At 44.6% G+C, this 26350-nt stretch carries 18 protein-coding genes; 9 read left to right on the top strand and 9 right to left on the bottom strand.

Features of this window, described 5'->3' with window-relative positions:
• The first annotated feature begins 25 nt into the window (after positions 1-25).
• Complete coding sequence (gene metR, locus ACWPOD_RS14865; RefSeq protein WP_167426407.1) at positions 26-937, top strand: HTH-type transcriptional regulator MetR; 912 nt, start codon at positions 26-28, stop codon at positions 935-937.
• A 19-nt stretch (positions 938-956) separates the two neighbouring features.
• Here metR and ACWPOD_RS14870 read toward each other — a convergent pair whose 3' ends face one another.
• The 3 genes from ACWPOD_RS14870 to ACWPOD_RS14880 form a co-directional block, all read right to left on the bottom strand.
• Positions 957-1157: a DUF4250 domain-containing protein gene (locus ACWPOD_RS14870; protein ID WP_005392843.1), complete on the bottom strand. Its 201-nt coding sequence runs from the start codon at positions 1155-1157 to the stop codon at positions 957-959.
• Between the two features lie 153 nt (positions 1158-1310).
• Complete coding sequence (locus ACWPOD_RS14875; RefSeq protein WP_012841615.1) at positions 1311-2021, bottom strand: hypothetical protein; 711 nt, start codon at positions 2019-2021, stop codon at positions 1311-1313.
• Between the two features lie 85 nt (positions 2022-2106).
• Positions 2107-4563, bottom strand: a complete 2457-nt coding sequence (locus ACWPOD_RS14880) for an EAL domain-containing protein (protein WP_375223569.1) — start codon at positions 4561-4563, stop codon at positions 2107-2109.
• A 423-nt stretch (positions 4564-4986) separates the two neighbouring features.
• On the opposite strand from ACWPOD_RS14880, the gene ACWPOD_RS14885 reads away from it, so the two are divergent.
• The 3 genes from ACWPOD_RS14885 to ACWPOD_RS14895 all read left to right on the top strand — a co-directional run bounded on the left by ACWPOD_RS14885 (position 4987) and on the right by ACWPOD_RS14895 (position 12061).
• Entirely contained in the window at positions 4987-7320 is a 2334-nt protein-coding gene (locus tag ACWPOD_RS14885; protein ID WP_047010002.1) for a YgiQ family radical SAM protein, read from the top strand.
• 262 nt (positions 7321-7582) lie between these two features.
• Complete coding sequence (locus ACWPOD_RS14890) at positions 7583-11104, top strand: T6SS effector BTH_I2691 family protein (RefSeq protein WP_167426405.1); 3522 nt, start codon at positions 7583-7585, stop codon at positions 11102-11104.
• A gap of 3 nt (positions 11105-11107) precedes the next feature.
• Entirely contained in the window at positions 11108-12061 is a 954-nt protein-coding gene (locus ACWPOD_RS14895) for a hypothetical protein (RefSeq protein WP_164666460.1), read from the top strand.
• A gap of 104 nt (positions 12062-12165) precedes the next feature.
• Here ACWPOD_RS14895 and ACWPOD_RS14900 read toward each other — a convergent pair whose 3' ends face one another.
• The gene (locus ACWPOD_RS14900) at positions 12166-14262 is read right to left on the bottom strand and encodes a methyl-accepting chemotaxis protein (protein ID WP_456232019.1); all 2097 of its coding nucleotides are present in this window, start codon (positions 14260-14262) and stop codon (positions 12166-12168) included.
• A gap of 578 nt (positions 14263-14840) precedes the next feature.
• Between ACWPOD_RS14900 and ACWPOD_RS14905 the strand changes: the two genes are divergently transcribed.
• Both ACWPOD_RS14905 and ACWPOD_RS14910 read left to right on the top strand, forming a co-directional pair.
• Entirely contained in the window at positions 14841-15518 is a 678-nt protein-coding gene (locus tag ACWPOD_RS14905; protein WP_167426403.1) for a response regulator transcription factor, read from the top strand.
• A complete protein-coding gene (locus ACWPOD_RS14910; RefSeq protein ID WP_167426402.1) occupies positions 15515-16804 on the top strand; it encodes a sensor histidine kinase in 1290 nt (429 codons plus the stop codon). Before ACWPOD_RS14905 ends, ACWPOD_RS14910 begins: the two co-directional genes overlap by 4 nt.
• 95 nt (positions 16805-16899) lie before the next feature.
• Here ACWPOD_RS14910 and ACWPOD_RS14915 read toward each other — a convergent pair whose 3' ends face one another.
• Entirely contained in the window at positions 16900-18138 is a 1239-nt protein-coding gene (locus ACWPOD_RS14915; RefSeq protein ID WP_167426401.1) for a leucine-rich repeat-containing protein kinase family protein, read from the bottom strand.
• Between the two features lie 280 nt (positions 18139-18418).
• Here ACWPOD_RS14915 and ACWPOD_RS14920 point away from each other — a divergent pair, with 280 nt between their 5' ends.
• Positions 18419-19315, top strand: coding sequence for a 1-aminocyclopropane-1-carboxylate deaminase/D-cysteine desulfhydrase (locus ACWPOD_RS14920; RefSeq protein WP_167427072.1), 897 nt, complete (start codon positions 18419-18421; stop codon positions 19313-19315).
• A gap of 39 nt (positions 19316-19354) precedes the next feature.
• Here ACWPOD_RS14920 and ACWPOD_RS14925 read toward each other — a convergent pair whose 3' ends face one another.
• Both ACWPOD_RS14925 and ACWPOD_RS14930 read right to left on the bottom strand, forming a co-directional pair.
• Positions 19355-19897, bottom strand: a complete 543-nt coding sequence (locus ACWPOD_RS14925; protein WP_005457944.1) for a hydrolase — start codon at positions 19895-19897, stop codon at positions 19355-19357.
• Between the two features lie 150 nt (positions 19898-20047).
• On the bottom strand, positions 20048-20908 hold the full coding sequence (locus ACWPOD_RS14930; protein ID WP_005376746.1) for a LysR family transcriptional regulator: 861 nt from the start codon (positions 20906-20908) through the stop codon (positions 20048-20050).
• Between the two features lie 99 nt (positions 20909-21007).
• On the opposite strand from ACWPOD_RS14930, the gene ACWPOD_RS14935 reads away from it, so the two are divergent.
• Together ACWPOD_RS14935 and ACWPOD_RS14940 are read left to right on the top strand one after the other, a co-directional pair.
• On the top strand, positions 21008-22072 hold the full coding sequence (locus ACWPOD_RS14935) for an HlyD family secretion protein (RefSeq protein ID WP_005376744.1): 1065 nt from the start codon (positions 21008-21010) through the stop codon (positions 22070-22072).
• Between the two features lie 9 nt (positions 22073-22081).
• On the top strand, positions 22082-23101 hold the full coding sequence (locus tag ACWPOD_RS14940) for a DUF2955 domain-containing protein (protein ID WP_167426400.1): 1020 nt from the start codon (positions 22082-22084) through the stop codon (positions 23099-23101).
• A 246-nt stretch (positions 23102-23347) separates the two neighbouring features.
• Here ACWPOD_RS14940 and ACWPOD_RS14945 read toward each other — a convergent pair whose 3' ends face one another.
• Complete coding sequence (locus tag ACWPOD_RS14945) at positions 23348-24382, bottom strand: methionine synthase (protein ID WP_456232020.1); 1035 nt, start codon at positions 24380-24382, stop codon at positions 23348-23350.
• Positions 24383-24412: 30 nt separating this feature from the next.
• The gene (locus ACWPOD_RS14950) at positions 24413-25387 is read right to left on the bottom strand and encodes a DUF1852 domain-containing protein (protein WP_124008320.1); all 975 of its coding nucleotides are present in this window, start codon (positions 25385-25387) and stop codon (positions 24413-24415) included.
• Positions 25388-26350: the final 963 nt, after the last annotated feature.

Raw genomic sequence — 26350 nt, forward strand, 5'->3', positions numbered from 1 at the left:
GAGCAACAAAGGATGAAAGGAATTCATGATAGAGCTAAAACATTTGCGGACACTCACTTCGCTTCGAGACACCGGCTCTCTAACCGCGACCGCGACCGCGTTGCATCTCACTCAATCGGCCTTGTCTCACCAGATCAAAGATTTAGAGGCACGGATTGGGGGACAATTATTCCTTAGAAAAACTCGTCCGGTGAAGTTCACTTCAGAGGGAGAAATCCTATTGCGTCTTGCAGAAGATATTCTTCCCAAACTCGCAAGAGCAGAAAATGATTTGGCAAGCTTGAAAGAAGACGTCAATGGTCGGTTGCATATGGCGATTGAATGTCACTCATGTTTCCAATGGCTCATGCCTGCTCTAAGGGAATATCAATTAGCGTGGCCAAGCGTCACGTTGGATTTTTCGTCCGGCTTTGGGTTTGAGCCCCTACCCGCATTGTTGGCTGGCGAGTTAGATCTCGTTATCACGTCAGATATTCAACCTCGTTCTGAAGTACATTATGAACCTTTGTTCGACTTTGAAATGCGCTTAATTACCGCGACCAACCACCCACTGGCGGAAAAAGAAGTTATTAATCCGCAAGATCTCGCAGATCAAACCATGCTCTCTTATCCGGTTCAAAAACAAAGGCTAGACGTCGTAAAACACTTCTTGCAGCCAGCGGGGGTAGAACCCGCCAAATGGAAGCAAGCCGACAATACTCTGATGTTAGTGCAAATGGTCTCCGCTGGATTAGGGGTTGCAGCACTGCCAAATTGGGCGATTTCTGAATTTTCTCGCCAAGGCCTTATTGCCAGTAAACCTTTTGGCCAAGGCTTATGGCGTCGCTTATTTGCTGCAACGCGTCACTCAGAGAAAGATAAACGTTACTTACAAGCCTTTTTCGCAACCGCAAGGCTACAATGTAAAAGCCACCTTGACGGAATCAAGATGGCTTAGGGATATGGATTAAGAAGGTTTAGCGTTGATATGCTTTAAATTGGTTGGTCAATGGATCGTACTGATAACCAAGCATATCAAGCTTGCCTACTACGGACTCTACATCCATTTCATACACCGATACTAACTCGTCAAAACTGTCGCACTCTAAACGTAGCTTTTCATTGACGATACCTAGCAAAATAATGCTGTCCAAATTACCTACATTGCTTAAATCCATCGCGACTCTCCTCTTCGACAAGGTATATAAACAAGCGTAGACGTAATCATGTGAATTTAAAGTGAGCGCGATCCAAAACGTGAGTGCCTTATACTCAAGCAACCTAGAAAGGACTTGAGTACAAGCAGTATTGCTCTGTTTCTCGACTCGCGATTAAGCCGCCAGAGAGAATAAACCTTGTAGGCTCGTCATTGACGCAAGCGCGAGCAACAGGGCGACGCTCAGTTGAACCTTTTCCGGTTTTTTATGTGTGAAGATATGCCAGCACCAAACAATGATTGAAGAAATGAGCATGGCTAAAGACAATAAAATTGGTTGTGTTGCGGCGCTCAATGTCGCTTCATTTAACTGGTAAGAAGCAAATAGCGTTGCGATTACCAGCAGCATTCCAGACACAATGCCCGTAACGGGCAAAATGCGGTGAAATGCCTGCAATCTGCTACGAGCGATAGTCAGAAGCAATTGAGAGAATGACGCCCCAAGGAAAAATATCATTATTGCCATCGCAATAGACGCAGGCCAGCTTGGCTGTTCAAATGCTTGAATACTTACATACGCAAAAGCCAAACCATTCGCTAAATGCATCGCCCAAAGAGGGCCTTTTTCACGCGTTTTCTTGGTTTGAACCTGAGAGTAGAAATAGAAAATAGCGAACACGATCATAAATGCTTCAATGCGAAGAGAAGCAACCGCAAGCCACAATAACGCCACTGCTGGCAACATTTTATGAAGACGGCCTCTCTGACCCGGACAAATATCGCCCTTGATGAGAAGTAAAGTCAGTAGCGCTTGCGCGCCAAATAGCATCGGAGGAAAAGTAACCAGCAATTGTTGAATCATGTTAAATGCACGCTCAAAAGTCATTTTGGGGTGCGATAATAGCAAATCACCTATCGTCAAACCACCGAAAGTCTATCCCCAAATGTACTAGAACAGCGAGACTTTTTATTCAACAAGAAGCGAGATACTTCAACGCATCTTCTTGAGTTAACACGCCTCTGTATTCTTCTTTTTCATCACATAAAACCCACGGGAAGCGAATGCCTGTTTTGATTAGCTCGCGAATAGCAGCGACGGACAAATGCGCATTGACGAGCACAAACTCCGTGCTCATTATCTGGTTCACCGGACGTTTCCAAATCCAATTTTCTCGCTCAGTCTCTAATTCGGTCCCCATGGAAGGCGTTAGGTGTAAGTTAACTTGCTCTTTGGTAACTAAGCCAACACAGCGCTTTTCGTTAATGACAACCAACGGCGAACTTGGACTTAAATTCATATATTCCACCGCCAACGATAATGGCTCCCCGGGATCAAGGTGCCTGACCTCTTCATGGCTCAGTGATTGCAATACATCATCTTGTTTTGGTTTGACAGCAACACCCGAAAACAAATGTTCGTAACTTTCCGCTTTCTCCATCAAATCGACAGGCCGAGCACGAGAGAACAAAAAGCCTTGCATGTAATCCACACCTATTTCAGCCAATGTTTGAAGCTCCTGTTCTGACTCCACGCCCTCGGCAACCACTTTTACATTCATTTGCTGAGCAAGATCAGTGACCATTTTGACAATGTTATAACTGGTATTGCCATGCTGAATGTTCTTAACGAATTTTCGGTCTATTTTCAGTAAATCAAACTGCCCTTTCTCTAGATAAGAAAAAGAAGAATACCCTGTACCGAAGTCATCAATCGCAATTTTAATGCCCTCTTTGCGCACTTGCTCTAGCGCTTGCGTATGCTCTTCGTCTTGCTCAAAATACGCTGTTTCCGTCAGCTCAATCGTGACTCGTTTAGGATCGACACCACTGGCTTTAATTAGGTCATGCGAACGCTGAAGAACCTGGAGCGAATCCAATTTAGTATTCAGTGAGCGATTGATGGTTAACCCTATTTCCTCGCCATATATGTCTTGCAAGCGCGAAAAGTGTTTGAGCGCGGCTTGACAAACCTCATCATCTAGAGCCGCAATCAACTCTAAGTCTTCAATAACAGTAATCATCTCTTGAGTGCTATAGGCATCACTTTCATGATAAAAGCGCGCTAAGGCCTCGAACTTAACGACTTTACCAGTTCGGCTATCAATTATTGGTTGAAAATGAACATCCACCAGCCCACTGTCGATTTGCGCTTCCAAAAACGCCTCTAAATGCTGGCGTTTTACTAACTCAGAATGAAGCTCACTATTATAAAAATTAAAATAGCCACCTTCTCCAGAAAGTGAGGACAACATCGCCTGGGCTGCATGCGCTAACGCTTGCTTTGGCCTGTTTGTATCATAGCCGAGGATTGACACTCCCGTTTGTCCCTCAACGATAGTGGTATGCATTTTTGTTCCCATTTCATTCCTAAGCTCAGTGAAGAACCCTTTCATTGCAATTTGAATCAAACGTAAAGGACTTAGCCATTGACAGTGAGGAGTTTGTAAACAGACAACAAACACATCCCTAGAAAGTTGACCCGCTATACTGGTGTAGCGGCTTCGCATAATAAAATCGGCGAAGCCTAGTTGCTGTTCAAGTAAGCATTTTTCAGAAAAATTTGGTCTGAGAGTCATGACGATATTGAGTTCTTTACTCCCACTTTCGTTCGCCAAATTAGCTAATTGCAGTTCGAACTCTTCTCTAGAAGGCAAAAAAGCTGACCAATCATGTTGTTGTTCACAGCGACTTTTCATCCACAACAAGGAAGCCGAAATGTCAGTAGAGAAGCCGAGATAAAGAATCCGTCCAGAATGAAATGTTAGCCGATAGATACAAAGATGATGCGCCTGATTACTACCATTTGCAGTTCTACTCAATAAATTACCGCTCCAGTATCCTTCATCATCAATATGCTGCCAGAGTTGGTCGTAAAACGCCTGACTATGGTGAGATGTGCTAAAGATATAGGTTTTAAGTCCAACCAAATCACGGTTTTGATAACCCATTTGCAATTCAAAGGCACGGTTACAACCTAAGATTCGGGTGTCTTCGTCCGCGACTAAAACCCCTACATTCGGTAAATCAAAAATCGTTTCGAGAATTTTCGCTAACTCTTCGCAGCCAGTGATCGTCAATTGCGGGATGATAGAGCCTTGAACAATACGCTCATTGAGCTTTTCAAAGCTAATTGTGACATGTATTAGGCGAGCTTCATTAAGCATCATGCAACAAGAAAAACGACCTTGCCCACCTAGGAGCTCCACTTCTAAAATTCGTTGCCTTAGTGTTTCCTGTTGCCCCATCAGCATATGCTCAAACAAATCATCTAAACAGGTGACAGGCGTATTTAACCCAAAAGCATTTGCCATTCCTTGCTGGTCGCATTCGAACTCGCGAGTATCAATCTTGTAAGACCATTCAATCACTGGAGTCGGATTGGATGTCGGTTGCACTTTTTCATGTGCTATTGTTGTTGAGTCACTCATTCCCTAGCCCCCTTTTTAATTAGCCTCATGCTCAAGGTTCGTAGTCAACGTGCCTTATTCCATTTGGGACCTGCTGATCCTCTTGTAAAATAGATTCTGGCAACGTAAGCCAATCGACTTAGAACCTTTTCAGAGCTTGTTCGGCTTTTTGCATTTTCCTATGCATTAATTTGATTATAGGCGTTGTTTTTAATAAGCACACCATTGCTTATTGGTTGTATTAACATTGCGACATTTTTTCACGACTCGACCTATAACCATGAGGCTTTCAAGGTGATATTAGACATAAAATCGCCGATATAGCCTTGATATTTTTGCAAACCAAATAAAACTCGATGAACTAAGCTTGAATAGATGAGTTTGGTATAGATACCTGATCCTCAAATCGCTATAATTCGCGCTCCCTGGAACAGAGAGCAAAATATGACCAATAACATCACTCCTATTCATGAGTACAAAAAATACTGGGCAGAGTGTTTTGGTACGGCACCTTTCTTGCCGACCAGTCGCAAAGAAATGGACGCCCTAGGATGGGATAGCTGTGACATTATCATCGTAACCGGTGACGCTTACGTAGATCACCCAAGCTTTGGTATGGCTATCATTGGCCGTCTGCTAGAAGCGCAGGGTTTCCGTGTCGGTATCATTGCTCAACCAGAATGGCAAAACAAAGATGCGTTCATGCAGCTTGGTAAGCCAAATCTGTTCTTCGGGATCACTGCGGGTAACATGGACTCCATGATCAACCGTTACACCGCGGATAAAAAACTTCGTCACGATGACGCGTACACACCAAACAACGAAGGTGGCAAACGCCCAGACCGCGCGACTTTGGTTTACTCTCAGCGTTGTCGTGAAGCCTATAAAGAAGTGCCTATTGTTTTAGGTGGGATCGAAGCCAGCCTACGCCGTGTTGCGCACTACGATTACTGGTCAGACAAAGTTCGCCGTTCGGTACTGTTTGATGCAAAAGCAGATATCTTACTTTTCGGTAACGCAGAGCGTGCACTTGTAGAAGTAGCGCATCGCATCGCAAATGGTGAAGACATCAGCACCATGACTAATATTCGTGGTACAGCCGTGAACCTGCCAACCGCGCCAGAAGGCTACACGGTTATCGATTCTTCTCGCATTGAAAAACCTCGTAAAGAAGCGTTCGTACCAAAGAACCCATACGAAGTAGAAACTCAGTGTGAAACTAAAAAAGATGAGCCAGTTGCACAACCAATCACGATTCGCCCATCACGCCACGATGCTGCGACAACTGCGGTTCGCTTACCTTCTTTTGAAAAACTAAGAAACGATCGCATTCTTTATGCTCATGCAAGTCGTGTATTGCATTTAGAAACAAACCCGTACTCTGGCCGAGCGTTACTTCAAAGCCATGGTGATCGTGAACTTTGGGTAAACCAAGCCCCAATCCCATTGACAACCGAAGAGATGGACTTTGTGTTTGGCTTGCCTTACGCGCGTGTTCCTCATCCTATGTACGGCAAAGCGAAAATTCCAGCGTATGACATGATCAAAACGTCTGTGAACATCATGCGTGGTTGTTTTGGTGGCTGTTCTTTCTGTTCGATTACCGAGCACGAAGGCCGAATCATTCAAAACCGCTCGAAAGAGTCAATCATTAACGAGATTGAAGAAATTCGCGACAAAGTTCCGGGCTTTACCGGCACAATTTCCGATCTTGGTGGGCCGACTGCAAACATGTACCGTCTGGGCTGTAAAGATCCAAAAGCGGAAGCGAACTGTCGTCGTCCATCCTGTGTATTCCCGGGCATCTGTAACAAGTTAAATACAGACCACAAACACACGATCGATTTATACCGCGAAGCGCGTAAAGTTGAAGGCGTGAAGAAAGTGATGGTCGCATCTGGCGTACGTTACGACCTTGCGATTGAATCACCAGAATACGTGAAAGAGCTCGTAACTCATCACGTAGGTGGTTACTTGAAGATTGCACCGGAACATACAGAGAAAGGCCCTCTTGATCTGATGATGAAACCTGGCATGGGCACGTATGATCGCTTTAAAGAGATGTTCGAGAAGTACAGCGCAGAAGCGGGTAAGAAGCAGTACTTAATCCCTTACTTTATCTCTGCGCACCCAGGCACAGAAGACGAAGACATGCTGAACCTTGCTCTGTGGCTGAAGAAAAACAACTTCGAGTGTGACCAAGTACAAAACTTCTACCCTTCGCCAATGTGTAACGCAACGTCGATGTACTACTCAGAGACAAACCCTCTGAAACGAGTGAAGTATAAAAAACGTGAAGATGTACCTGTAGCAAAAGGTGAGCGTCAACGTCGCCTACATAAAGCGCTGTTGCGTTACCACGATCCAGCAAACTGGCCAATGATCCGTGAAGCCCTAATCAGCATGGGTAAAAAACATCTGATTGGTGACAAACAAGGCTGTCTCGTTCCTGCGGAAGACATTGAAGCACAAACACCTGCACAACGTCGTAAATCTGGTCGTCACGGGGCAAACCGCTTTGCTACGAAACATACCAAAAACCAACCGGGCTTCGGTGGTCATTTGAACAAACGCTCTGAAGGCGGTTCAAAAGATGGTAAACCATCTGGCAACCGGAACGGCTCTGACAAAGCAAAAGGTGGTCAACGCCCTGCAAGCAACGGCCAACGTCCTAGCGGCAACGGTGCAAACCGCCCAGCAGGTAGCAAGCCGCAAGGTCAAGGTCGCCCACAAGGACAAGGCAAACCAGCTGGTCAACGTAAACCAAAGCGTCGTTAATTCTTCAGCACTTAAATACTAGAAAGGGCTCCAGAGGTAACTCTGGAGCCCTTTTGTTTTGTCGGTTCATTGAGGTATCACTCACAACTCAAACTTTGATTCAATCAATACAAAAAATGGTAAACACCAACCAACTTATTGGAAAAACAAACAATTATTTGATTGAAGAAAAATAATAGAAAACTAACTCATTGATTTTTAATTGCTTTATTTTGGTTCGATATTTGCGTAATAGAGTAAAACTCTTAAACATGGGCTAACGATGAGTAATCCACTTCCTCCAAAAACTTCGATGTTCTGGCACGACAACAGCTATACCCACGAAGAAGCCGTTCAGGCATTTGAAAGCGATGGCACGTTGAAATCGCTGAATATCGTTCCAACCACGGAATCCGATGATCTTGCAGGCTCACCCCCAAAGCGCAGTATGTTTTGGGAGGGAGAAACAAAAAAAATCGATCCGCCACCGCCGTCAGAACCAGAACCTCTCAATTTAAAAAACGAGAAAGAACCAACAGAGGCTTTACCGGCACACTTCATCCCTGTTCGCTACGCCATCGATCAGCTGGAAACGGAAGAAACACAACCTTTTGGTTTGCCAGAAGAATGGAAAGGCCAAGGCCCAGCCAAACTCAATACCGTTGGCTACACCCTGCGTCAACTACGCGACGGTTGGCTGTATGTCTATGATTCAATTAACAAAAGCTTAGACGAATACGAAATCAAAGGAACGCAATTCACGCTCTATAAGTTGGGAGAGTCAGAAAGCCCAAAATCAGAACAGCGTGGGACACCACAAGATGCAAAGCCCTTCCTTACTTACGTCAACGGAAGCGTACTATCGATTTGTTTCTCTGAGCACCGGTGGACATGGCACACGTTCATGCGAGTACTTAACAATCCGAGTAATCATATCGATCGCATGCAAACCATTGTTCTGTCTGAAAACGAGAATCAGCACAACATTGCCCCAATAGATAAATTAACCCAAGTTGCTGATATTGAATCTTCTGCCGTCGATGATGGTCGCTTTGCGGATTCTGGCATCGCCACCAAAGCAGATGAAGATGGTTCTGTCTTTAAACCTGTTGCAGTCGAAAGTGATTTAACCTCTGCGATTCCAGAAGAAGAATCAGGTTACTTCGTCGCGATAAAAGATTACGCCGCAGACATTCAAGATATGTCACTACATTTTGTTGGTGCCGCAAGCCCTTACCGCCTTTTTACTGACCAGTTTTCAAACCAGTGGAGTTTGATGCAGACCGCCATGCAACTGTGTATGTTTGGTGCAAGTGACGAGATAGACATGCCAGCTAGCGTTAAGCGTAACGGCGAAGAGCTGTCGTTTTATACCGACATGGCTGAGTATTATGATTCCTCTAACCAACTTGATTTGGCAGAGCAGAACAAAAGTTCAGTTCAGTCCGGCTATCCTGCTAAATTTTCCGCTGGAGCGATTGAGTCACACCAACATACCCAAACTGGCATTGCCAAAACGATACAGGACAAATATCGAATTTCTGCGAGCCGATTTGGTAAATACGAACAATGGATAGCGACTGAACGCTGGCGCAAGCAGCTCAACTGGAAGCAAATGCTGAGCGAAATGCAAGAGCTGTCAGAACAAAAAGAAACCATGCTAGCCCAAGTGGTTTCGGTCAAACGCGACTTTATCGCAGTAATGGAGTCCTTAACGCCGCATCATCTTGAAAGAACCTTCGACCTATACAGCGAAGACACGCAGTACAGCTTGTATCAACTGCACAAGCAAGCGGTTGAGTCATTTACTTTGGTGGTGCAAGAAGAAGACCGTCAATGGGCAGAAAGCCAATGGGAGAAACCAACCAGCTTACTCGCACTCTACACTTCCGGGTTTAGTCGTAGTCTCTTTAAACAAGTGGAGAAATTAATTCCTGAACAAGTTTCAAATCAGGTAGGTGAAGTAGACGTCGCCAAAATTGTTCCAGACACTGAAAACTCAGACAAACAGTTTATGGACTACGTTTCGGCAGCAAGTAACCGTGTGGGTATGTATGCAAAAGTAATGGACTTTATTTCTAACCCAAATACTGCAGAAACCGAATTTCTAAGAGATATAGCAAAAGGATTCGATGAGCTAGATAGCATATTCAAAGCGACTAACAGCGCTTTATTGAAGGGGGTAATAGAGGTTGGCGTTAGCCTAACAGCCCAAGCGTCTATCTTAATGATATCTCTATTGTCAAAACCGCTCACCCGAACAAGTTTTTACTTAAGAGCTGCCATTGTTGAACGTTTGTCGATAGATACTCCAATCAATGTCAATAAGGGCTACGCTCAAAATTTTGGTACTTGGAAGTCCGACCATGATAAAAAACTCATCGCATCTAACCAAAACAAGGAAGTATTAGCAGCCTTCAACAAGGGCGATAAAACTATATCAAACACGCAGTATAAAAAGGCTCTCCAGCAACAGCGGCACCTTCAAAAAAGCTTGGCCGTTGCGACGTTGGAATATCCACAGTATATAGAACTCCCAGATGACGTACTTGAGGCAACAATCCAAATGCGTAAAGACATATGGGATAACAGATTAAACAACCTTAAGAAACGGTTTGAAGATGTAGGCGGTCTGGGCTTCATAGCTCTGATTTTCAACTGTCTCGCACTTGCTGATGCAATGAGCAGCATTCAAGAATCTGGGCTCATGAGCCAAGATGATTTCTTGGATATTCAGCAAAAGCTATTTTACACGGCCGGTGCTTGGACGGGTATTCGGACGGGTAAATTATGGGATAATGTTAAAGGGAATGAGAAACTAAGAAAGCACTCACTGAAAACTCTTAAAAATTTAGTCGATCGAAATGCCAATGGTTTTGAAAACTTGATCCTTGATGATTTAAAGGTCTTCAATAAATGGCTCGCGATTACAGGAGCTTTAGGAGCGTTGGCTTCGGGTAGTGAGGCGTACCGTTCTTGGCAGAGTGCTGATGAAGTTTATGGTCTTGAAAGATCTTTGCATATAATAAATACCGCAACACTTGGTTTAACTAGTGCAATTGGTTTGTTCCAAGCATACGGAGGGTTGACTGGACAATTTGCACTAAACTTGACCTTTGGTGGACCCGTAATGGCATTCTTAGCTGTTCTCACGGTTGCATACCTAGCCATCAATTATAAACTGAACAAGCTGAAACAAGATGATTTCCAAAAATGGCTAGATAAACTCCCATGGGGATACCATCCTGCTCGTACTCAGTGGAGCCAATCTGCGAGCTTGCCTGAAAGAGAAAAACATAATTCAGCCTTGGTACAGCAAGCTCTGTTTGACTTACAGTCGATTATTCAGCAGCCTACGGTATACCATCAACCTATTGAAAAAGTACAAGCTTACCCAGGTTACACACATCGTGAGTTAATCGGTTTAGAAGTGCATATTCAACTGCCAAGGCGGGCAGCAACGAATGGTATTACAGTGAGTACCAACACCAAGGCAACAGAAGATGATTTAACGTCCGGCTCGTGGCATCAAAACGCAGATTTAGTCACGCTACAAACCCAGAACCAAGCGAGCAAAGAATTACTGGTGTATAAGGTGACATTGCCGATTAAAGAGGCCGATCAATACCTCGCTATTCAAGTGACGTACGATATGGAAGATGATGCCCCAGCTAAGCGTGAGTATTGCTTCCAAAACAGCATAAAACAGAGTGCAACTTATGGCGTGATTTCAGACAATACTAAACAAGACATCATTAAAAAAGCACTCACCCCCGTTGTTGGCACATTAGGTTTTCAGGAGTAACCCTTGGCATATTCACCATTTTATATCACCCCAGAAGAATTGGCGGTTTATCAAGAAGCACAAGAGCAAGAGATTCTCACAGGGGACAATTTAACAACATGGCATAAGTATGATGTAGAGGAGCCTTTTCGCTACCATTACAAATTAACTGCGCTTCCATTTGTGATCGCACCATTCCTAATGGTTTTTTTTATACATACAAGCGATACGGTTGGTGCAACCATTTTTGCCTTTATTTTGTCAGTGATGATGGCCGGAGTCTTTTACCTTACGATTGGCCTAGATTATCGATATGACTACATTTTTTCAGATAAAGGCTTTGTGATGAAAAAACGTCGCAATATGCCTAAATGGGTAAATACCGCTACGCAAGCTGTTGGCTGGATAGGCGCAGTGGTGTGTGTGGTTATGGTAGCACTGGTTGGTCCAATGGCATTAGCGGGAGCAGGTGCCTTCATTTTGCTTTCATTTGGTATGTTAAAACGCCAGCCTGATGAACCAACAGAAGTGAGAGTTGGAGAGCGAGAAGATTGGCTTTTTGCTGATTACAATAAGAAAAGAAAAGTACTCCAATTCTATTTTAAGTATGACAGGTGCGAATACCAAGATACTGCTCAAGAGATTGTCTTTCGCTCACAAGATCGATTCGATTGTTACGTTTTCTTTAAAACTGAAGCAGATTTAGAATCCATGGTCGCGCAACTGTCAAAGGTCTACAAACTGAATTGTACAGAGGTCGAGGACCACAAAAAGCTGTTTGAAGCAAAGCCAGAATCAAGACTGTTTAGTATTCCTGTTTGTAGTCGAGAATATAAAACCGATGAGGTGTTTGATTTAAGGGCTTCGAAAGCCCCACTCCCAGAGTGTAAGTATCTTTACGACGGCAAGTGGCAAACGGAATCAGAAATCGAACGCTTAAAAGCGGCTGGTGAACAGCAGGCTACTTCCGTTTCATAGTTCACAACAAGCACTAAAAAAGGGCTCCAGAGATTACTCTGGAGCCCTTTTGTTTTGTGAGAAGTAAACGTTTTAAGTCGGGTTAAACTCTCTCACTTACTTGATTAAGACAACTTGAACTTACTCAACTCACCGTGAAGATCACTGGCTTTTGCCGTCAGTTCATTGCTGATCGCTACAGAAGATGACATGGTATCCATCACTTCCATCGCCGTATCATTAATCACAACCACATTACGGTTGATCTCTTCCGACACCGAGCTTTGGTCTTCTGCCGCTGAAGCGATCTGATTATTCATATCATTAATCACTTCAATAGCTTGGTTGATTTCGGCCAACGCCAACTGCGCTGCTTGTGTTTCTTCTTTGGTATCCACCGCTTGCTTCTGGCTTTGCTCCATCAACACGACGATTGATTGCGTTTCTTGCTCCAAACGAGCCAACATTGCACGAATTTCTTCTGTCGAGCCTTGTGTGCGCGTTGCAAGGTTGCGGACTTCATCGGCTACCACAGCAAAACCACGACCCGCTTCACCAGCACGCGCAGCTTCAATCGCAGCGTTTAGAGCCAACAAGTTGGTTTGATCGGCAATGCCACCAATCTCACTCAGAATACCCTGAATAGCCGTGCTTGAAGCCACCAAATTCTGCGTCTGGTGCTGTGCATCATTCACTTGCGAAGCGAGGTTATCCACCGCGCTTGCAGCATTGTCCATACGCGACATGCCATTCGCACTATTGTTTTGAACTTGGCTTGCCGCCGCTGCTGCTTGTACCGCAGAATTTGCCACTTCTTGTGCGGTTGCGCTCATCTCATTGATCGCCGTTGCTAGCGAGTTGACTTCGTTCACTTGAACGTTCAGTTGATCTCTCGAAGCCGCCGCACGAGCTTGGCCTTCACTTGCGTTTTTATCAACTTGGTCTGCCGTCGCCATTACGGTTAAAAGCATTTCCTGAATGCGAGCGAGGAAGGTATTAAACCAGTGCGCCAGTTGGGCGGTTTCGTCCTTACCTTTCACCTCAATGCGGTAAGTTAGGTCGCCCTCGCCTTGTGCTGCGTCTTTAAAACGCTCCACTAAGTTCGTTAACACTTTGCCCAACGAGGTCGCGATCATGGTCATCGCAACAATACCAATCAGAGCCGCAATAATCCCTGCCCACACTCCCTTTTCAAGAGCTTCTGCACTTTGTTCTTCACTCCATCGCTCGTAGTCATCCACGTTCTTTTTAAGGAAGCTACTGGGAACCGACACCATAACGATCCAAGGCGCATCGCTGGTTTCAATTGCAGTAATCGCATACTCATCCCCGCCAAACGTCACAAGGCCTGCGCCTTTTTGTTTCGCAATGGATTGAATACGAGCCCATTGAGACGCCAACTCATGAGAAACTTTCTTGCCCACTTGATCCGCTTGGCTGCTGTTCGCCAGTGTGATGCCTTTCCACGAAGAAATCAGAATACGGCCTTGTCCATCAAACAAGTCGCTCGCGTAATCTTCACTTTGGCTTTGTAACTCGTTCAATGACAAATCAAAACCGAGAGAGCCGATGATCTCGCCACGTAACTTGATTGGTTGGCTGATGGTCGTGATCAGTTCTTGTTTGCCGCGAACCGGATACATGTACGGTTCCATCACGAACGTTTTGCCCGTTTCGTAAGGCATCAAGTGCCAATCGTCTTTACGCTCACCGTTGTTGTTTAATTCAGTATTGCTAAAGCTATCCATCGCCACGACATCAAAACTGTTGTGCGAATTTGGCGAAAAGAATGGCGCTAAGTAGCCTTCGCTATTAAAGCCAAGGCTTTTGTCTTGAATCGTTGGCTCAACCCACGATGGCTTTTCCCATACCATGTAACCAGCAAACACAGCTTTGTTCTGAGCTTCTAGCGACGCAATAAACTGTTTAACAATAATGTCTGGCGTTGCGGCCGTCTCTGCGCTTAATTCGATAATTGAACGCGCTTGCTTTAAGTTCGCCAACACTGGCTCTAACTGGTTGGAAATATTCAGCCCTTGCTGAATCGCCGTATTGCTCAGGTCGGTCGTGGTGGCTTCGGTCAGTTGAGATTTTACTTTTGTAGTGATTTGTTCATTCACTTGCGTGAACGCATTGGTTGTCATACCCATTGCAATCAATAGAGTGAAGGCCATTGCCCCACCCGCACTGACAGCAATTCGAGTGCGTATACTGTTAAACATGATCGCCTCACAAATTGATTTTTATCTGGCATTAAGCATTGGAAGGATCATGGATTTTAAACAAGTAAAGTTAATGGAAGGCTTTCATTTATGAACAGAGCAAGAACAGAAAATGTAGTTTTATTAATAAAAATAAAATAATGCAGATTTTCGCTTATACATGAAGCCATTGATTTAATTGAATTATCTCAAAAAGGAGAATCTAAGCGTTTGTATTTAAAAGCAATAACCATAATTAAAAAAGGGACTTAAGAGAAGTAAGAACTTTTTCTATGAGTGAGTCAGTAAAAATCAGTAATTACTAACAATGTGCTCAAGGTCACATAAATAATTTAGTATCTTCATGTTTTATATAGAGTTAACAGAATCAAATAATCTACCCCATTTATACATCAAGAGAAATTGATAGATATGAACAAAAGATCGTAGATTTACTTGGATAATAAGACGGTATTCAAGCTAGACATTGAAAACCGACACAAAGGTGAGAAAATCATCGTCGACAACTTTTTCACACCTATAGTGAATAATGTTCGTTAAGATCAACATTCGAATTTATCGAGATTGGATAAGAATAAATGAAGCGTGTACTTTTGGTAGAAGATAATCGTGAAATAGCGGGAATGTTGTTTGATTATTTTGAGTGTGCTGGCATGCAGCTGGATTATGCCGACAACGGTGAGCTAGGCTTAAAACTGGCGATGGATAATACGTTTGACATCATTTTGCTCGACCTCATGCTGCCGCGCATGGATGGCCTAACACTGTGCAACAAGCTGCGCGATGCGGGTAATAACACTCCGGTGTTGATGTTGACTGCACTTGATAGCCGAGACGACATGCTCAAAGGCTTCCAACACGGCGCCGACGACTACCTCACCAAACCGTTTGATCTCGATATTCTTGAAGCACGCATGACTGCATTGATTAAACGCTACCGCGGTACGGTTGCATCAACCAAACTCCAGTATGGCGAAGTGTCTATCGATCAAAAAACGCATCAAGCCTACCGTCAAGATAAGCTGTTGGCGTTGAATCCAACCACGTACACGATTCTAGAAATGCTGGTGAAAAACGCGCCAGAAGTGGTCACACGTGAGGAGATTGCTTTCCGATTGTGGCAAGAAGACGAGCCGAATAACGATGTGCTGCGTAGCCATATTTATCAACTGCGAGGGCAGCTCGACAAACCATTCAAAGAGCACGTTTTGAAAACCATTCCAAAAGTCGGCTTCCGATTGGAGCCCGGGGCATGATTCGCCGCTTATTTAACAATACACAAAGCTTAACCGGACGCCTTGAACTCTTCTTCCTTCTAGTGTCGGTTGTGATTGGCTTGCTATGCTTCGCATTGGTTAGCGGAGCGCTATTATGGTCGGAAGATCGCGTCGGTGAACGACGCATTATGATCGATAAAAAAGAGGCGATTGAGCACTTTCGAAACCATCCTGATAGCGGAATCATCAAACTCGATTTACTAACAACGGCATACAACAACATCAATCTCGTTCCTGAGCTCTATCAACCCTTTATTCAAAATAAAAAATATTTTCTCGCTGAAGTTGCTGACGAACCAGACACTCGCATGATTTACATGAGCACCTACACGCAAGATGGAGAGGAGCATCCTATTATTCTGATCTCTCTGATTGATGAGATAGAAATTACATCTAACGAGTTTATGTTTGTTCTCGTTATGGTGCTGGCGGTTGTCATCGGGTTACTTTTGATTTTTGGCAGCCTATTATCGAGACTTTCTCTGCGTCTCATTGAACCTGTTAGTGCCCTAAAAACACAGCTGGACCGCCATCAAGGTGACACTACACAAAAATTTGTTGTCCCTGAAGGCTCTGCAAATGAATTCCAAACGCTCGCAAATCAGCTTAATGAATATCGACATCAAATCAATCAAGTGATTAAACGTGAACAAGCTTTTGCACGATATGCCAGTCATGAACTGAGAACTCCGCTCACAGTGATGAAAGGTTCAAGCAGCTTGCTAGCCAGAAGCCCAAGTACGTCATTTCAAGAACGTCAGATTGGCCGTATTCAAGATGCAACTCAGCAGATGTCGACCATGGTTGATGCTTTGTTGGGTTTGGTTCGATATGAACGCAACACCGACGACAGCCCCGTTCGAACCCTCTCAGAGCAAGAGCTTCACAACATCGTGGCTCTTAGCCAAGCGCAAGCCGATGAAAAATCCCTGGAATTTAATGTACAGATATTAGGTCATCCGCAAACCAAAGCGACCACTGCAGTGCTTAACATTACGTTGAGTAACTTAATTCGCAACGGCATTGCAGCCACGTCAGCGGGAACGATTCATATCACCATGACCGATACCACACTGTCGGTGAGAGATGAAGGCGAAGGCTTCTCTTCCGTGCCAGATGCCGAAGGCCATGGTTTGGGACTCATGATTGTGGACGACTTATGCCGACGCTATGGCTGGCAATTCACCATTGATACACATCCTGAGGGGGGATGTGAGGCAGTGATTGACCTTTCGTCAGAGCATCATGAGGCTTGCTCAGAGTAACTTCCTCAGCACTAGATTCAATCAAGAGGTATCTCATTTGCTCAGTATCAAAACGGGCAGTTCGATACCTCTTTCTGATTCGATTGAATGAAATCTTATGCCGCAAGCCCAACTAGTCGTTCGAATGCTTGCGATGCCGATTCCGACGCTTCACACACAGAAAACACATCTTCGATAAAGTACTTCAACGCTCTGGATTCAATGGCTCTGATTGCAGCTTGCTGCTCGTCCGATAAATAGCCGTAAATGCTCGCCGCGCCAAAGTCACCGAAGATCATCTCCCCTTGCTCGTTCACCAACGTATTGTGCGCATACAAATCACCATGACACACCTTGTTGTCGTGTAGGTGATTGAATACGTCCACCATCTGCTCAACAATAGAATTCACTTGCTCGACTGTCAGCGTAAACCCTTGTGGGAACGTATCTCGGGTGCAGGTTTCCAACGTTGGCGGTAAACCTAAGTTGTAGTAACTGTTTGGAATCAGCTCCATCACCAACGCAAGCTCTTTACCGTCATTCACTTGCGCGATGGATTTCACTAAGTTGTTGTGATGCCCAGCTTGCAAACACGCTTCAAGTTCATCATGAGGGTAACCGTCACTGGTGACCTCGCCCTTGAACACTTTTACCGCAACTTCACTCGGGAAGTCGTATTGAGCGTCAATCCAGTTAGCATGAGAAATCACGCCACTTGCCCCTTGGCCGAGAACATGGTTAAGCGAATAACTGTTTGTGGTCACTTTCGGCACACTGTTTAGCGAAGGTGGGTGTTTGCAGAATGGATTACCTGCAAAAGCAAACCATGCCAATTTAGGTAGCTTCATCAACACATCCGGAAAGTGCTCTAGCTGATTCGCAGAGAGACGAATCAGTTCCAAATTAACTAAGTTTTCCATGCTACTTGGCAGTCGTTTGATGCGATTCCCCGCCAGTGCAAGCTTTCTTAAGCGCGGTCTTTCACCTAGACTGTTTGGCAGCGTTTCAATCTCATTGTCGGTCAGGATCAGCCAACGCAACTGACTTGGTAGTGAGGCTTCACTCACCACTTTGATCTTGTTGGTTTTAAATCCAACCATCTCAAGGTTTGGCAGCTTGCCCAATACCTCTGGTAAATGGGTGAACTGATTATTGGAAGCAAAAATGATTTTTAGTTTGGTCAGCTGTTCCAGTTCTTGTGGCAAATCTGACAATGCGTTGCCGGATAAATCTAACACTTCAAGCGAGTCTGCAAGCTCTAAAATTTCCATAGGGAACTCAGTTAGCCCTTCCGCCAACTTCAGTTGTTTTATTCCTACTAATTGTCCTGTTTTTAATTGTTCTAGAGTCTGCAAAACCAAGCCTTCTGATTGAATGGAAATAAGCGGCGTAGTGTACGTGGCTTGAGGCAGAAAGGCGAGTCATGGGATGGAATACCATGGAATCAAAGCAACCAAAGGATAGAAGTGAAACCATTGCAATGGTATTACAGCACCGGTGAGTGCGAGTCAAAACATCAGGAACAACCGAAATGGTTGTACTGAAACACAGACTTTTTATCTGGGTTTAATGGCGTTACACTACGCGCCCTTTTTAAATGGCAAAGGTGACACGGTTTATTCCGTCAGCATCGACATGAAACTCTCAGAAAGTCCTATCACCCAACATAGCTTTAATGGGCGCAAATTTTTCCTTAAACGTGACGACATGCTCCACTCCCACTTTTCTGGGAACAAAGCACGTAAGTTTATGGCGTTAATGGAAGAGCAAAATCCCGACATCACCACGTTAATAAGCTTTGGCTCCGCTCAATCTAATGCCATGTACTCGCTAGCGGCTCTCGCCCAGATTAAAGGTTGGGCATTTGAGTTTTATGTTCATCACATTCCATCTTGGCTAAAAAGCTCCCCCATCGGAAACTACCGCGGCGCTCTCGATTTGGGTATGAAAATCACCGCCATGCAAGACATCGGTAGCGAACTCCACCCTAGTGAATACATCCACCAGGTACGAAGATTAGATGAGTCGACATTGCTTATTCCAGAGGGCGGGCGTTCCCACCTCGCTGAAGCTGGCATCAAACAGTTAGCACGAGAAATTCTTGATTGGACGCGATTAAGAGGTAAAGAGCAGTTTACCGTCGCCCTACCATCAGGCACCGGCACGACCGCTTTATATCTTCATAAACATTTAAGCCCACACGGCATTGAAGTGCTAACTTGCCCTTGCGTAGGCGATGCAGATTACTTAGCTGAGCAGTTCTACCAGCTCGGTGAAAACAGCCACCCAACCATTTTAACCGTGCGCAACAAACACCATTTTGGCCGCTTGTACGAAGAAGATTACATCACATGGAAAGCTCTCTTTGAACAAACCGACCTCGAATTTGACCTGTTATACGACCCGTATATGTGGCAATGCCTCACCCCTTGGTTGGAAGAGAACACAGATAAAACGGTGATTTACATTCACCAAGGCGGGTTACTTGGCAACGAGTCGATGTTGCCAAGATATCAACGAGAATTTGAATAGCGTGTTCAAATAAAGTTGTTGCTGATTACAGTGATTCCACTATTTGATGAGCGCCAGAATTTCTTTGAATTCAGGTGCTCGGCAATCTTCGACCATTTCATACAAACACATTTCTAGCCCAGTGAGCACCACACCGTTAGCGGTTAACTTCGCAAGAGCGAGCGCTTTATTGGCAGCGGTTCGGGAAGATACACAATCCGTGACTAATTCAACGCGATAACCGGACTGGCGCAGAGAAACCGCGGTTTGATAGACGCAAATGTGGGATTCAATACCGCAAACCAACCAGGTATCAACTTTCGCGTTCTCCACCGCCACTTTAAACGTCGCCTCTTTACAGCCATCAAACGTGTACTTGGTAATAGGTAAATGCGTGCTTTCAAGCACTTCACGAATCGGCTCCGCGGTTGGGCCCAACCTTTCAGGATTCTGTTCTAGCCACAGAATAGGCAAATCTAGTGCTTTGGCGCCCTTTACCAGTTTTGTGATATTTTCAATCAGTGCGTCGCTTTCATGCATTAATGTAGCGAGTTTGCCCTGAACATCCACCACAATCAGGCCCGTGTTTCCTTTCGATAACATTTCCATCTCCTATCTTGTGCGACCACAAACCATACTCAATAAGTTGAACAACAGTTAATGTATCAGAATCCTTTCATGTTAGAACAATAAAACCTAGAAAGATGACCTTCGCTCACACCTTTGCCCTTAGGTAAGAGTGGTTTGAACTGACTATTTAAATTTCTCTCGAATTAGTTCAATCAAGGCTTTGACTTTATTGGGCAGAAATAAGGCCGAGGGATAAATCAGAGTAAGATGCTGCTTCGGATGCGCGAATTGAGGCAGCACCTCGACCAACAAACCGTCTCTCAGTGCAGGCTTGGAATGAATTTGAGGAATAAACGCGATGCCGTTTCCTGCTATCGCCATCGAGCGCAGCAAGTTGAGGTCGTCCGAGCGCAACGCCACATGCAGATCTGAATCGAGCAAATCGGCATTGTAACGATTAGTTAAAAGGCGATGCTGCTTAAGATCTTCCACCGTTTTTACTGGCGGATGCGATTCTAGATAGGCTTTTGACGCAACAAAGTGACTACGATAAGGCAAAAGACTGAACTGCACATAGCTGTCATCGGTGACTTTGACCACGCTCGGAAGAAGCTGCAAATCAAACGATTGACGCTTGAGATCGACACTCTCTTGATGGTTTTCAATCTCGACCGAAATCTCCGGATACCGCGTTGTGTACTCGGTGATGATCGCGTTAAACGCGGCAGAGCTCATCAATGCGGAAGGAATGGCTAAACGCACCTTGCCCGTCAGCTCTTGTTGATATTCATGCATGGCATTTAAACCTTGCTGAATATGGTCAATAGGCTGCCCCACCAACTCAAACAAGCGTTTCCCGTGCTCCGTCAACTCAATGCTGCGTGTTGTGCGGATCAAAAGCTGTACCCCGAGTGATTTCTCTAATTCTTGCAGGCGACGACTCACTTTTGAGCGTTGTAGTTGATTCGCCTCTGCCGCTGCACTTATACCGCCGTGAACCACCGTCTGAGTGAATAGATAAATATCATCAAAACTAACGTTCATTGTCCTATTTTTAGGTCATTTATGTTCGTATTATCATTCTACTGAATTGTGAGTGACTTCTCTATAATCCGCTATCCAATATGTTTAACGGAACTTGTAATGACGGCTGACCAAAAATTCAAACACTGGATGCGAACTTTGATTGTCCTGTTCATCGTACTATTTTTGTACATTATCATTGCTGACCGCCACGCCCCCTTAACGACCGAAGGACGAGTGCAAGGATACGTTGTCCAAGTCGCGCCCGAGGTATCTGGTAAAGTGACCGACGTTCTCATCGAGAATAACCAGTCCGTTCAAAAAGGCGATGTGTTATTTACGATTGATGATCGTAAATACAAGATAGCGCTTGAACAGGCGGAGCTGTCTCTGCAATCCGCTTATGAAAAAGAAGCAACGCTGTATTCTCAACGCGAAGCCGCTCTTGCCAATATTGCCCGCGCACAAGCGACATTTGATAATGCACACCGCGAGTACAACCGCTTACTGACGTTATCGAAGCAGAAAGTCATCTCTCAATCGACACTCGATAATGCCTTTGCCCAAAATCAGGTATCACGTGCAGCGCTTAAAGCTGAAAGACAAAACTTAAAAGTCATTGAGGCGCAATTAGGCGATCAAAAAGGTCAAAGCACCGCCGTTCGAATTGCCAAAAACGGGATCGAAAAGGCGCAACTTGATTTGGCAAATACCGCGGTACTCGCTCCCAGTGATGGTGTCGTGACCAACCTGCAGCTAGAAGTTGGCACGATGGCAAACACCAACATGCCATTGCTGACGTTTGTACCAACAGGATCACTCTGGGTAGCCGCTGATTTTCGTGAAAAATCCGTTGCGAACGTAGACAAGACTTTCCACGCCTTGGTCACATTTGATGCCAACCCAGGTTCGGTGTACGACTTTGATTTAGCTAGCCGCGATTACGGTGTAGCAGCCGCACAACAAACGCCTAATGGCGCACTAACCAAAGTGGAAGTGAACAACCGCTGGGTACGTGATGCGCAGCGTACACGAGTGAACCTAACCAGCAGCGAAGAGTTACCACCAGCACTGTTTGTCGGCTCTCGCGCTACCATTGTTTTGTACCCAGACAACAGCATTTTCTGGCAGTTGATGGCGCAAGCACAGATTCACCTCGCAAGCTGGTTCCACTTCATTTACTAGGCGGCGACAATGAAAACCTTACGAATTTGGTTCGGCTGCTCTTTAGGGCTCGCGCTAAGCATGATCTTCGGTTGGTCTTACGGATTTTTTGCCATCATGATGCCGCTGTTTATTTTGGGCAGAATGGACCACTTTAATCTTTCGGCTTTATTGATCGTGTTTTTCTCTGCGGTGTGGACAACCATACAAGCCACATTTTTACTGGAATACTTGCAGTTTCATCCAACATTAATGACCGTAGCCGTTGGAATCATGATGCTGTTTAAGTGCATTGCAATGATGAACCAGAAAACCTATTTGTTTGGTTACATGGGGTTGTTGGTGGGATCAATTGTGTTGAACTTTGCCAGCTATAACTTCATGGATATTGAAGAGTTCAACGTCAACATGTGGGTGATGGCGTTCAGCAATATTTTTGTTTGCGCATTCGCGTATTGGTTGTTCCCGGAGCCAAAATCCCCCGCCGAGCACATTGAGATGTCGACCCCAGTAAAAAGCGATATTGACTACATCAGCCAAGTTGCTATGGGTTGGATAGTGGCGATGGCTGCGTTTATCATATTCCAAGTAGCGGACTTATATGACTCGCTATCCGCACAAGCTTCCATTTTGATCATCCTAACCCCAATGACTTTAGCGGGCTCGCTCGCCATGGCAAAAATCCGCATCATCGGCACCGCACTAGGCTGCATCGCAGGGATGGCTGTTCAGCTCATATTGGGCAGTTGGTATGGGCATGGGCTACTCTTTTGGCTCGCCTTTACCATTGCTATGGGGCCATTCTGCTTATGGCTCACCAAGGGGCAAATTAAAGCGGCTATCGCGTTTTCTGCCATGTCTGCCCTATCGGTTCCGCTGACGACCTCATTGGTGCCAGAACAAAAAGACGCGTTCTTTTCGATCTTGTACCGTTTCAGCTCGATTTTCGTCGCGGTTTTGCTCACCGCGATGGTGATGTGGGTAGTGCATCACTGGATACGTGTGATGTTGCTAAAGCATCCTGAGATGAGGAACGTGGAGTTGAATTAAGCCTTGGCAGAGGCTGGAAAAGGGAAACAAACTATGCCGCTCACTTTAATGCGAGCGGCATTTTTATTTAGAACGGTCATCCTGAACAGCGAGGGACGAGCGTGATTCAGGATCTACTAACCACGTGCTTTGAAGTGCGAAAGTTATCGCCATTTCCTAGCGAGCTGTAATCAGATTCCTAGTCTCGTTTAAACTCGCTGGAATGACCCTAACTTTAGTTTATGGTGTCGAGCCCAAGTCTTAATATCACCCCACCAACTCTTTACGAATGATCTCCGCACCCGCACTTAGCGCATTGAGCTTAGCGGTCGATACTTCACGAGACAAAGGCGCCATACCGCAGTTGGTACATGGGTAAAGCTTGTCAGCATCAACGTACTTCAACGCCTCTCGCAGTGTGTTCGCCACTTCTTCTGGCGTTTCAATTTCGTTGGTAGCAACGTCAATCGCACCAACCATCACCTTCTTACCTCGAATCAACTCAAGTAACTCAATAGGCACTCGTGAGTTATGACATTCGAGCGAGATAATATCGATATTCGACTGCTGCAATTTAGGGAATACTTCTTCGTATTGTCGCCATTCAGTGCCTAACGTTTGCTTCCAATCCGTGTTCGCTTTGATGCCGTAGCCATAGCAGATATGCACCGCCGTTTCACATTTCAGCCCTTCAATCGCACGCTCTAAACATGCAATGCCCCACTCGTTCACATCATCGAAGAACACATTGAACGCAGGCTCATCAAACTGAATGATGTCGACACCTGCAGCTTCAAGCTCTTTCGCTTCTTGATTGAGGATCTTCGCAAATTCCCAAGCCAGCTTTTCACTGCTACCGTAATGATCATCATAAAGCGTGTCGATCATCGTCATAGGGCCTGGCAGCGCCCACTTGATCGGTTGCTTAGTTTGCTGACGCAAGAACTTTGCATCTTCAACAAACACGGACTTTGTGCGGCTTACTGGGCCAACCACCGTCGGAACACTTGCTTCATAACGGTTGCGAATGGTCACCGTTTTACGGTTTTCAAAATCTACGCCGCTTAAATGCTCAATAAAGGTCGTCACAAAATGTTGGCGAGTTTGCTCGCCATCACTGACGATATCAACGCCTGCCAGTTCTTGTTCTTGTTCTTGCAAAGCGACACGTAGCGCATCGCGTTTGCCATCAATCAGTTCTTCACCTTGTAGTTTCCACGGTGACCAAAGTTTTTCTGGTTCCGCTAGCCAAGAAGGTTTCGGCAAGCTGCCAGCCGTTGAAGTCGGTAATAGTGTTTTCATCGTCATTCCTTTCTAGATTCTCGTTGTCGGTTACGCGTAGTTTGCAGACCATTGTTCAAGCACAGATTGATAAGGTTTGATGAAATGCTCCTCGGCAAATTTCCCTTGTTCAATCGCCAGTTGGCTGCGCTCTTCTCGGTCGTAAACGATTTGAGTTAGCGAGTGGTCTAGGTTTTTTAGGTTTGGCTGGTAGCAATTACCGGCAACCGCATTGGCATTGTAAATCTCAGGTCGGTAAATCTTCTGGAATGTCTCCATCGTGCTAATCGTACTGATAAGCTCTAGGTTTGAATAATCGTTCAACAAGTCACCGAAGAAGTAGAATGCCAATGGTGCAACACTGTTTGGTGGCATAAAGTAACGCACCTGTAAGCCCATCTTTTTGAAGTACTGCTCCGTCAACGAAGATTCGTTCGGCTGATATTCAAAGCCCAAAACAGGATGTTGATTTTCGGTGCGTCGGTATACTTTGTTGTCCGATACGCTCAAACAAATCACAGGCAGCTTTTTGAAATGCTGCTTATAAGACTCAGAATTAACGAAAGCTTTGAACAGTTTGCCATGCAAATCACCGAAGTTAGCTGGGATGCTGAAACGTGGCTGGTTTTTGTTGTGGTCCAACAGCAAAACGCTAAAGTCGTAATCACGAACGTATGAAGAGAAGTTGTTGCCTACAATGCCTTCGATGCGCTCGTTGGTGTTGTGGTCAACAATGTTGGTTTTGAGCACTTCAATTGATGGGAAGGCTTCGCCACTGCCTTGGATATCCATATCAACGGAGATGATTTCAAGCTCAACGGAGTAGCGGTCACCTTGCGCGTTATCCCAATATGCCAAGGCATTAAAACGATTGTCGATCATTCGGAGTGCATTGCGCAGATTCTCTCGGCGGTAGTTTCCGCGAGCCAGATTAGCAAAGTTGGTAGTGATTCGCGTGTTGTCTGATGGTTGGTAATTCTCATCAAAGCGAATGCTTTTGATAGCAAATGTGAAATCGTTATTCATCGTAAGTTGGTATCCTATTTCCTTAGATAAAGCAGACTTTTCCTAACTCTGTGCATGGGGACATTTTTGTTTTTTGGTTTTCCCAATCGTTAGGTTGCACAGCACTTACGACGAACAGTTCGTACTAAAAATGACGGTCGCAGTGCCTAACACCAGAGCAGTCCTTTTTTTATACTTGCTTCACGAGTTGAGTAATATTGGTATTGTTTCACATTGAACATGAAAGAAATTCATAGTGGGAGTTCCAACCCAGAGGGAACTATCGTAGATACTGTTATTCATTGACACCAATACACGTAACTTGGCGAGCATATTGCCAATATGTGTAATTAAGAAACTGATAAGGGATTAACAGTACGTAAACCAGTTTTAAGCCTAGAAAACGCATTGTATAAACAAGATGCTACCTGGAATATAGGACAGCGTAGCTTAAATAGCACTTTTTTCACACTCCATAATTTATTCAAGCATTCGTTTAATTAAAAGTACCTTACATTTTATATCCTCGGAAACATGATTATTTAATTATTTCTTTTCCTATATTTACCATCTCAAACGTAAAGTTTAATTTTTCTGTTTTAAAAGCACATATAACCTCATACACGAATATGACAACTTCATTGACGAACTTTGTCACCCAACTATTACATTAAGCTCGAAACAACTAATAATAAAACAAACATAAACCACTGTTTTAATTTAAATTAAATTCAGGAAGCCGTAATGACCACATAACGACACTTTACTTAGTTTGGCATAACAAAAACCTCAGAAATAACATGGTTAACATTTATAAACTTCACTTCTATCAATAATGAACTTAAACATAACATTAGAAAATAAAAATTAAGTAATAACTTAAAAAGGTAAGACTTAATAACCACATTCTTATTTATTATAGTTGAGTAATGAATTTAAAAACTATGAGACATTAATCCCACGAATCTATACTTTTCCTTTTTT

Source organism: Vibrio sp. JZG120 (genome assembly GCF_053890955.1).

Excerpts from the sequence above, each read along its gene's own strand:
- metR (WP_167426407.1), top strand. The coding sequence starts at position 26 with ATGATAGAGCTAAAACATTTGCGGACACTCACTTCGCTTCGAGACACC.
- ACWPOD_RS14870 (WP_005392843.1), bottom strand. The coding sequence starts at position 1,157 with ATGGATTTAAGCAATGTAGGTAATTTGGACAGCATTATTTTGCTAGGT.
- ACWPOD_RS14875 (WP_012841615.1), bottom strand. The coding sequence starts at position 2,021 with ATGACTTTTGAGCGTGCATTTAACATGATTCAACAATTGCTGGTTACT.
- ACWPOD_RS14880 (WP_375223569.1), bottom strand. The coding sequence starts at position 4,563 with ATGAGTGACTCAACAACAATAGCACATGAAAAAGTGCAACCGACATCC.
- ACWPOD_RS14885 (WP_047010002.1), top strand. The coding sequence starts at position 4,987 with ATGACCAATAACATCACTCCTATTCATGAGTACAAAAAATACTGGGCA.
- ACWPOD_RS14890 (WP_167426405.1), top strand. The coding sequence starts at position 7,583 with ATGAGTAATCCACTTCCTCCAAAAACTTCGATGTTCTGGCACGACAAC.
- ACWPOD_RS14900 (WP_456232019.1), bottom strand. The coding sequence starts at position 14,262 with ATGTTTAACAGTATACGCACTCGAATTGCTGTCAGTGCGGGTGGGGCA.
- ACWPOD_RS14905 (WP_167426403.1), top strand. The coding sequence starts at position 14,841 with ATGAAGCGTGTACTTTTGGTAGAAGATAATCGTGAAATAGCGGGAATG.
- ACWPOD_RS14910 (WP_167426402.1), top strand. The coding sequence starts at position 15,515 with ATGATTCGCCGCTTATTTAACAATACACAAAGCTTAACCGGACGCCTT.
- ACWPOD_RS14920 (WP_167427072.1), top strand. The coding sequence starts at position 18,419 with ATGAAACTCTCAGAAAGTCCTATCACCCAACATAGCTTTAATGGGCGC.
- ACWPOD_RS14925 (WP_005457944.1), bottom strand. The coding sequence starts at position 19,897 with ATGTTATCGAAAGGAAACACGGGCCTGATTGTGGTGGATGTTCAGGGC.
- ACWPOD_RS14930 (WP_005376746.1), bottom strand. The coding sequence starts at position 20,908 with ATGAACGTTAGTTTTGATGATATTTATCTATTCACTCAGACGGTGGTT.
- ACWPOD_RS14935 (WP_005376744.1), top strand. The coding sequence starts at position 21,008 with ATGACGGCTGACCAAAAATTCAAACACTGGATGCGAACTTTGATTGTC.
- ACWPOD_RS14940 (WP_167426400.1), top strand. The coding sequence starts at position 22,082 with ATGAAAACCTTACGAATTTGGTTCGGCTGCTCTTTAGGGCTCGCGCTA.
- ACWPOD_RS14945 (WP_456232020.1), bottom strand. The coding sequence starts at position 24,382 with ATGAAAACACTATTACCGACTTCAACGGCTGGCAGCTTGCCGAAACCT.
- ACWPOD_RS14950 (WP_124008320.1), bottom strand. The coding sequence starts at position 25,387 with ATGAATAACGATTTCACATTTGCTATCAAAAGCATTCGCTTTGATGAG.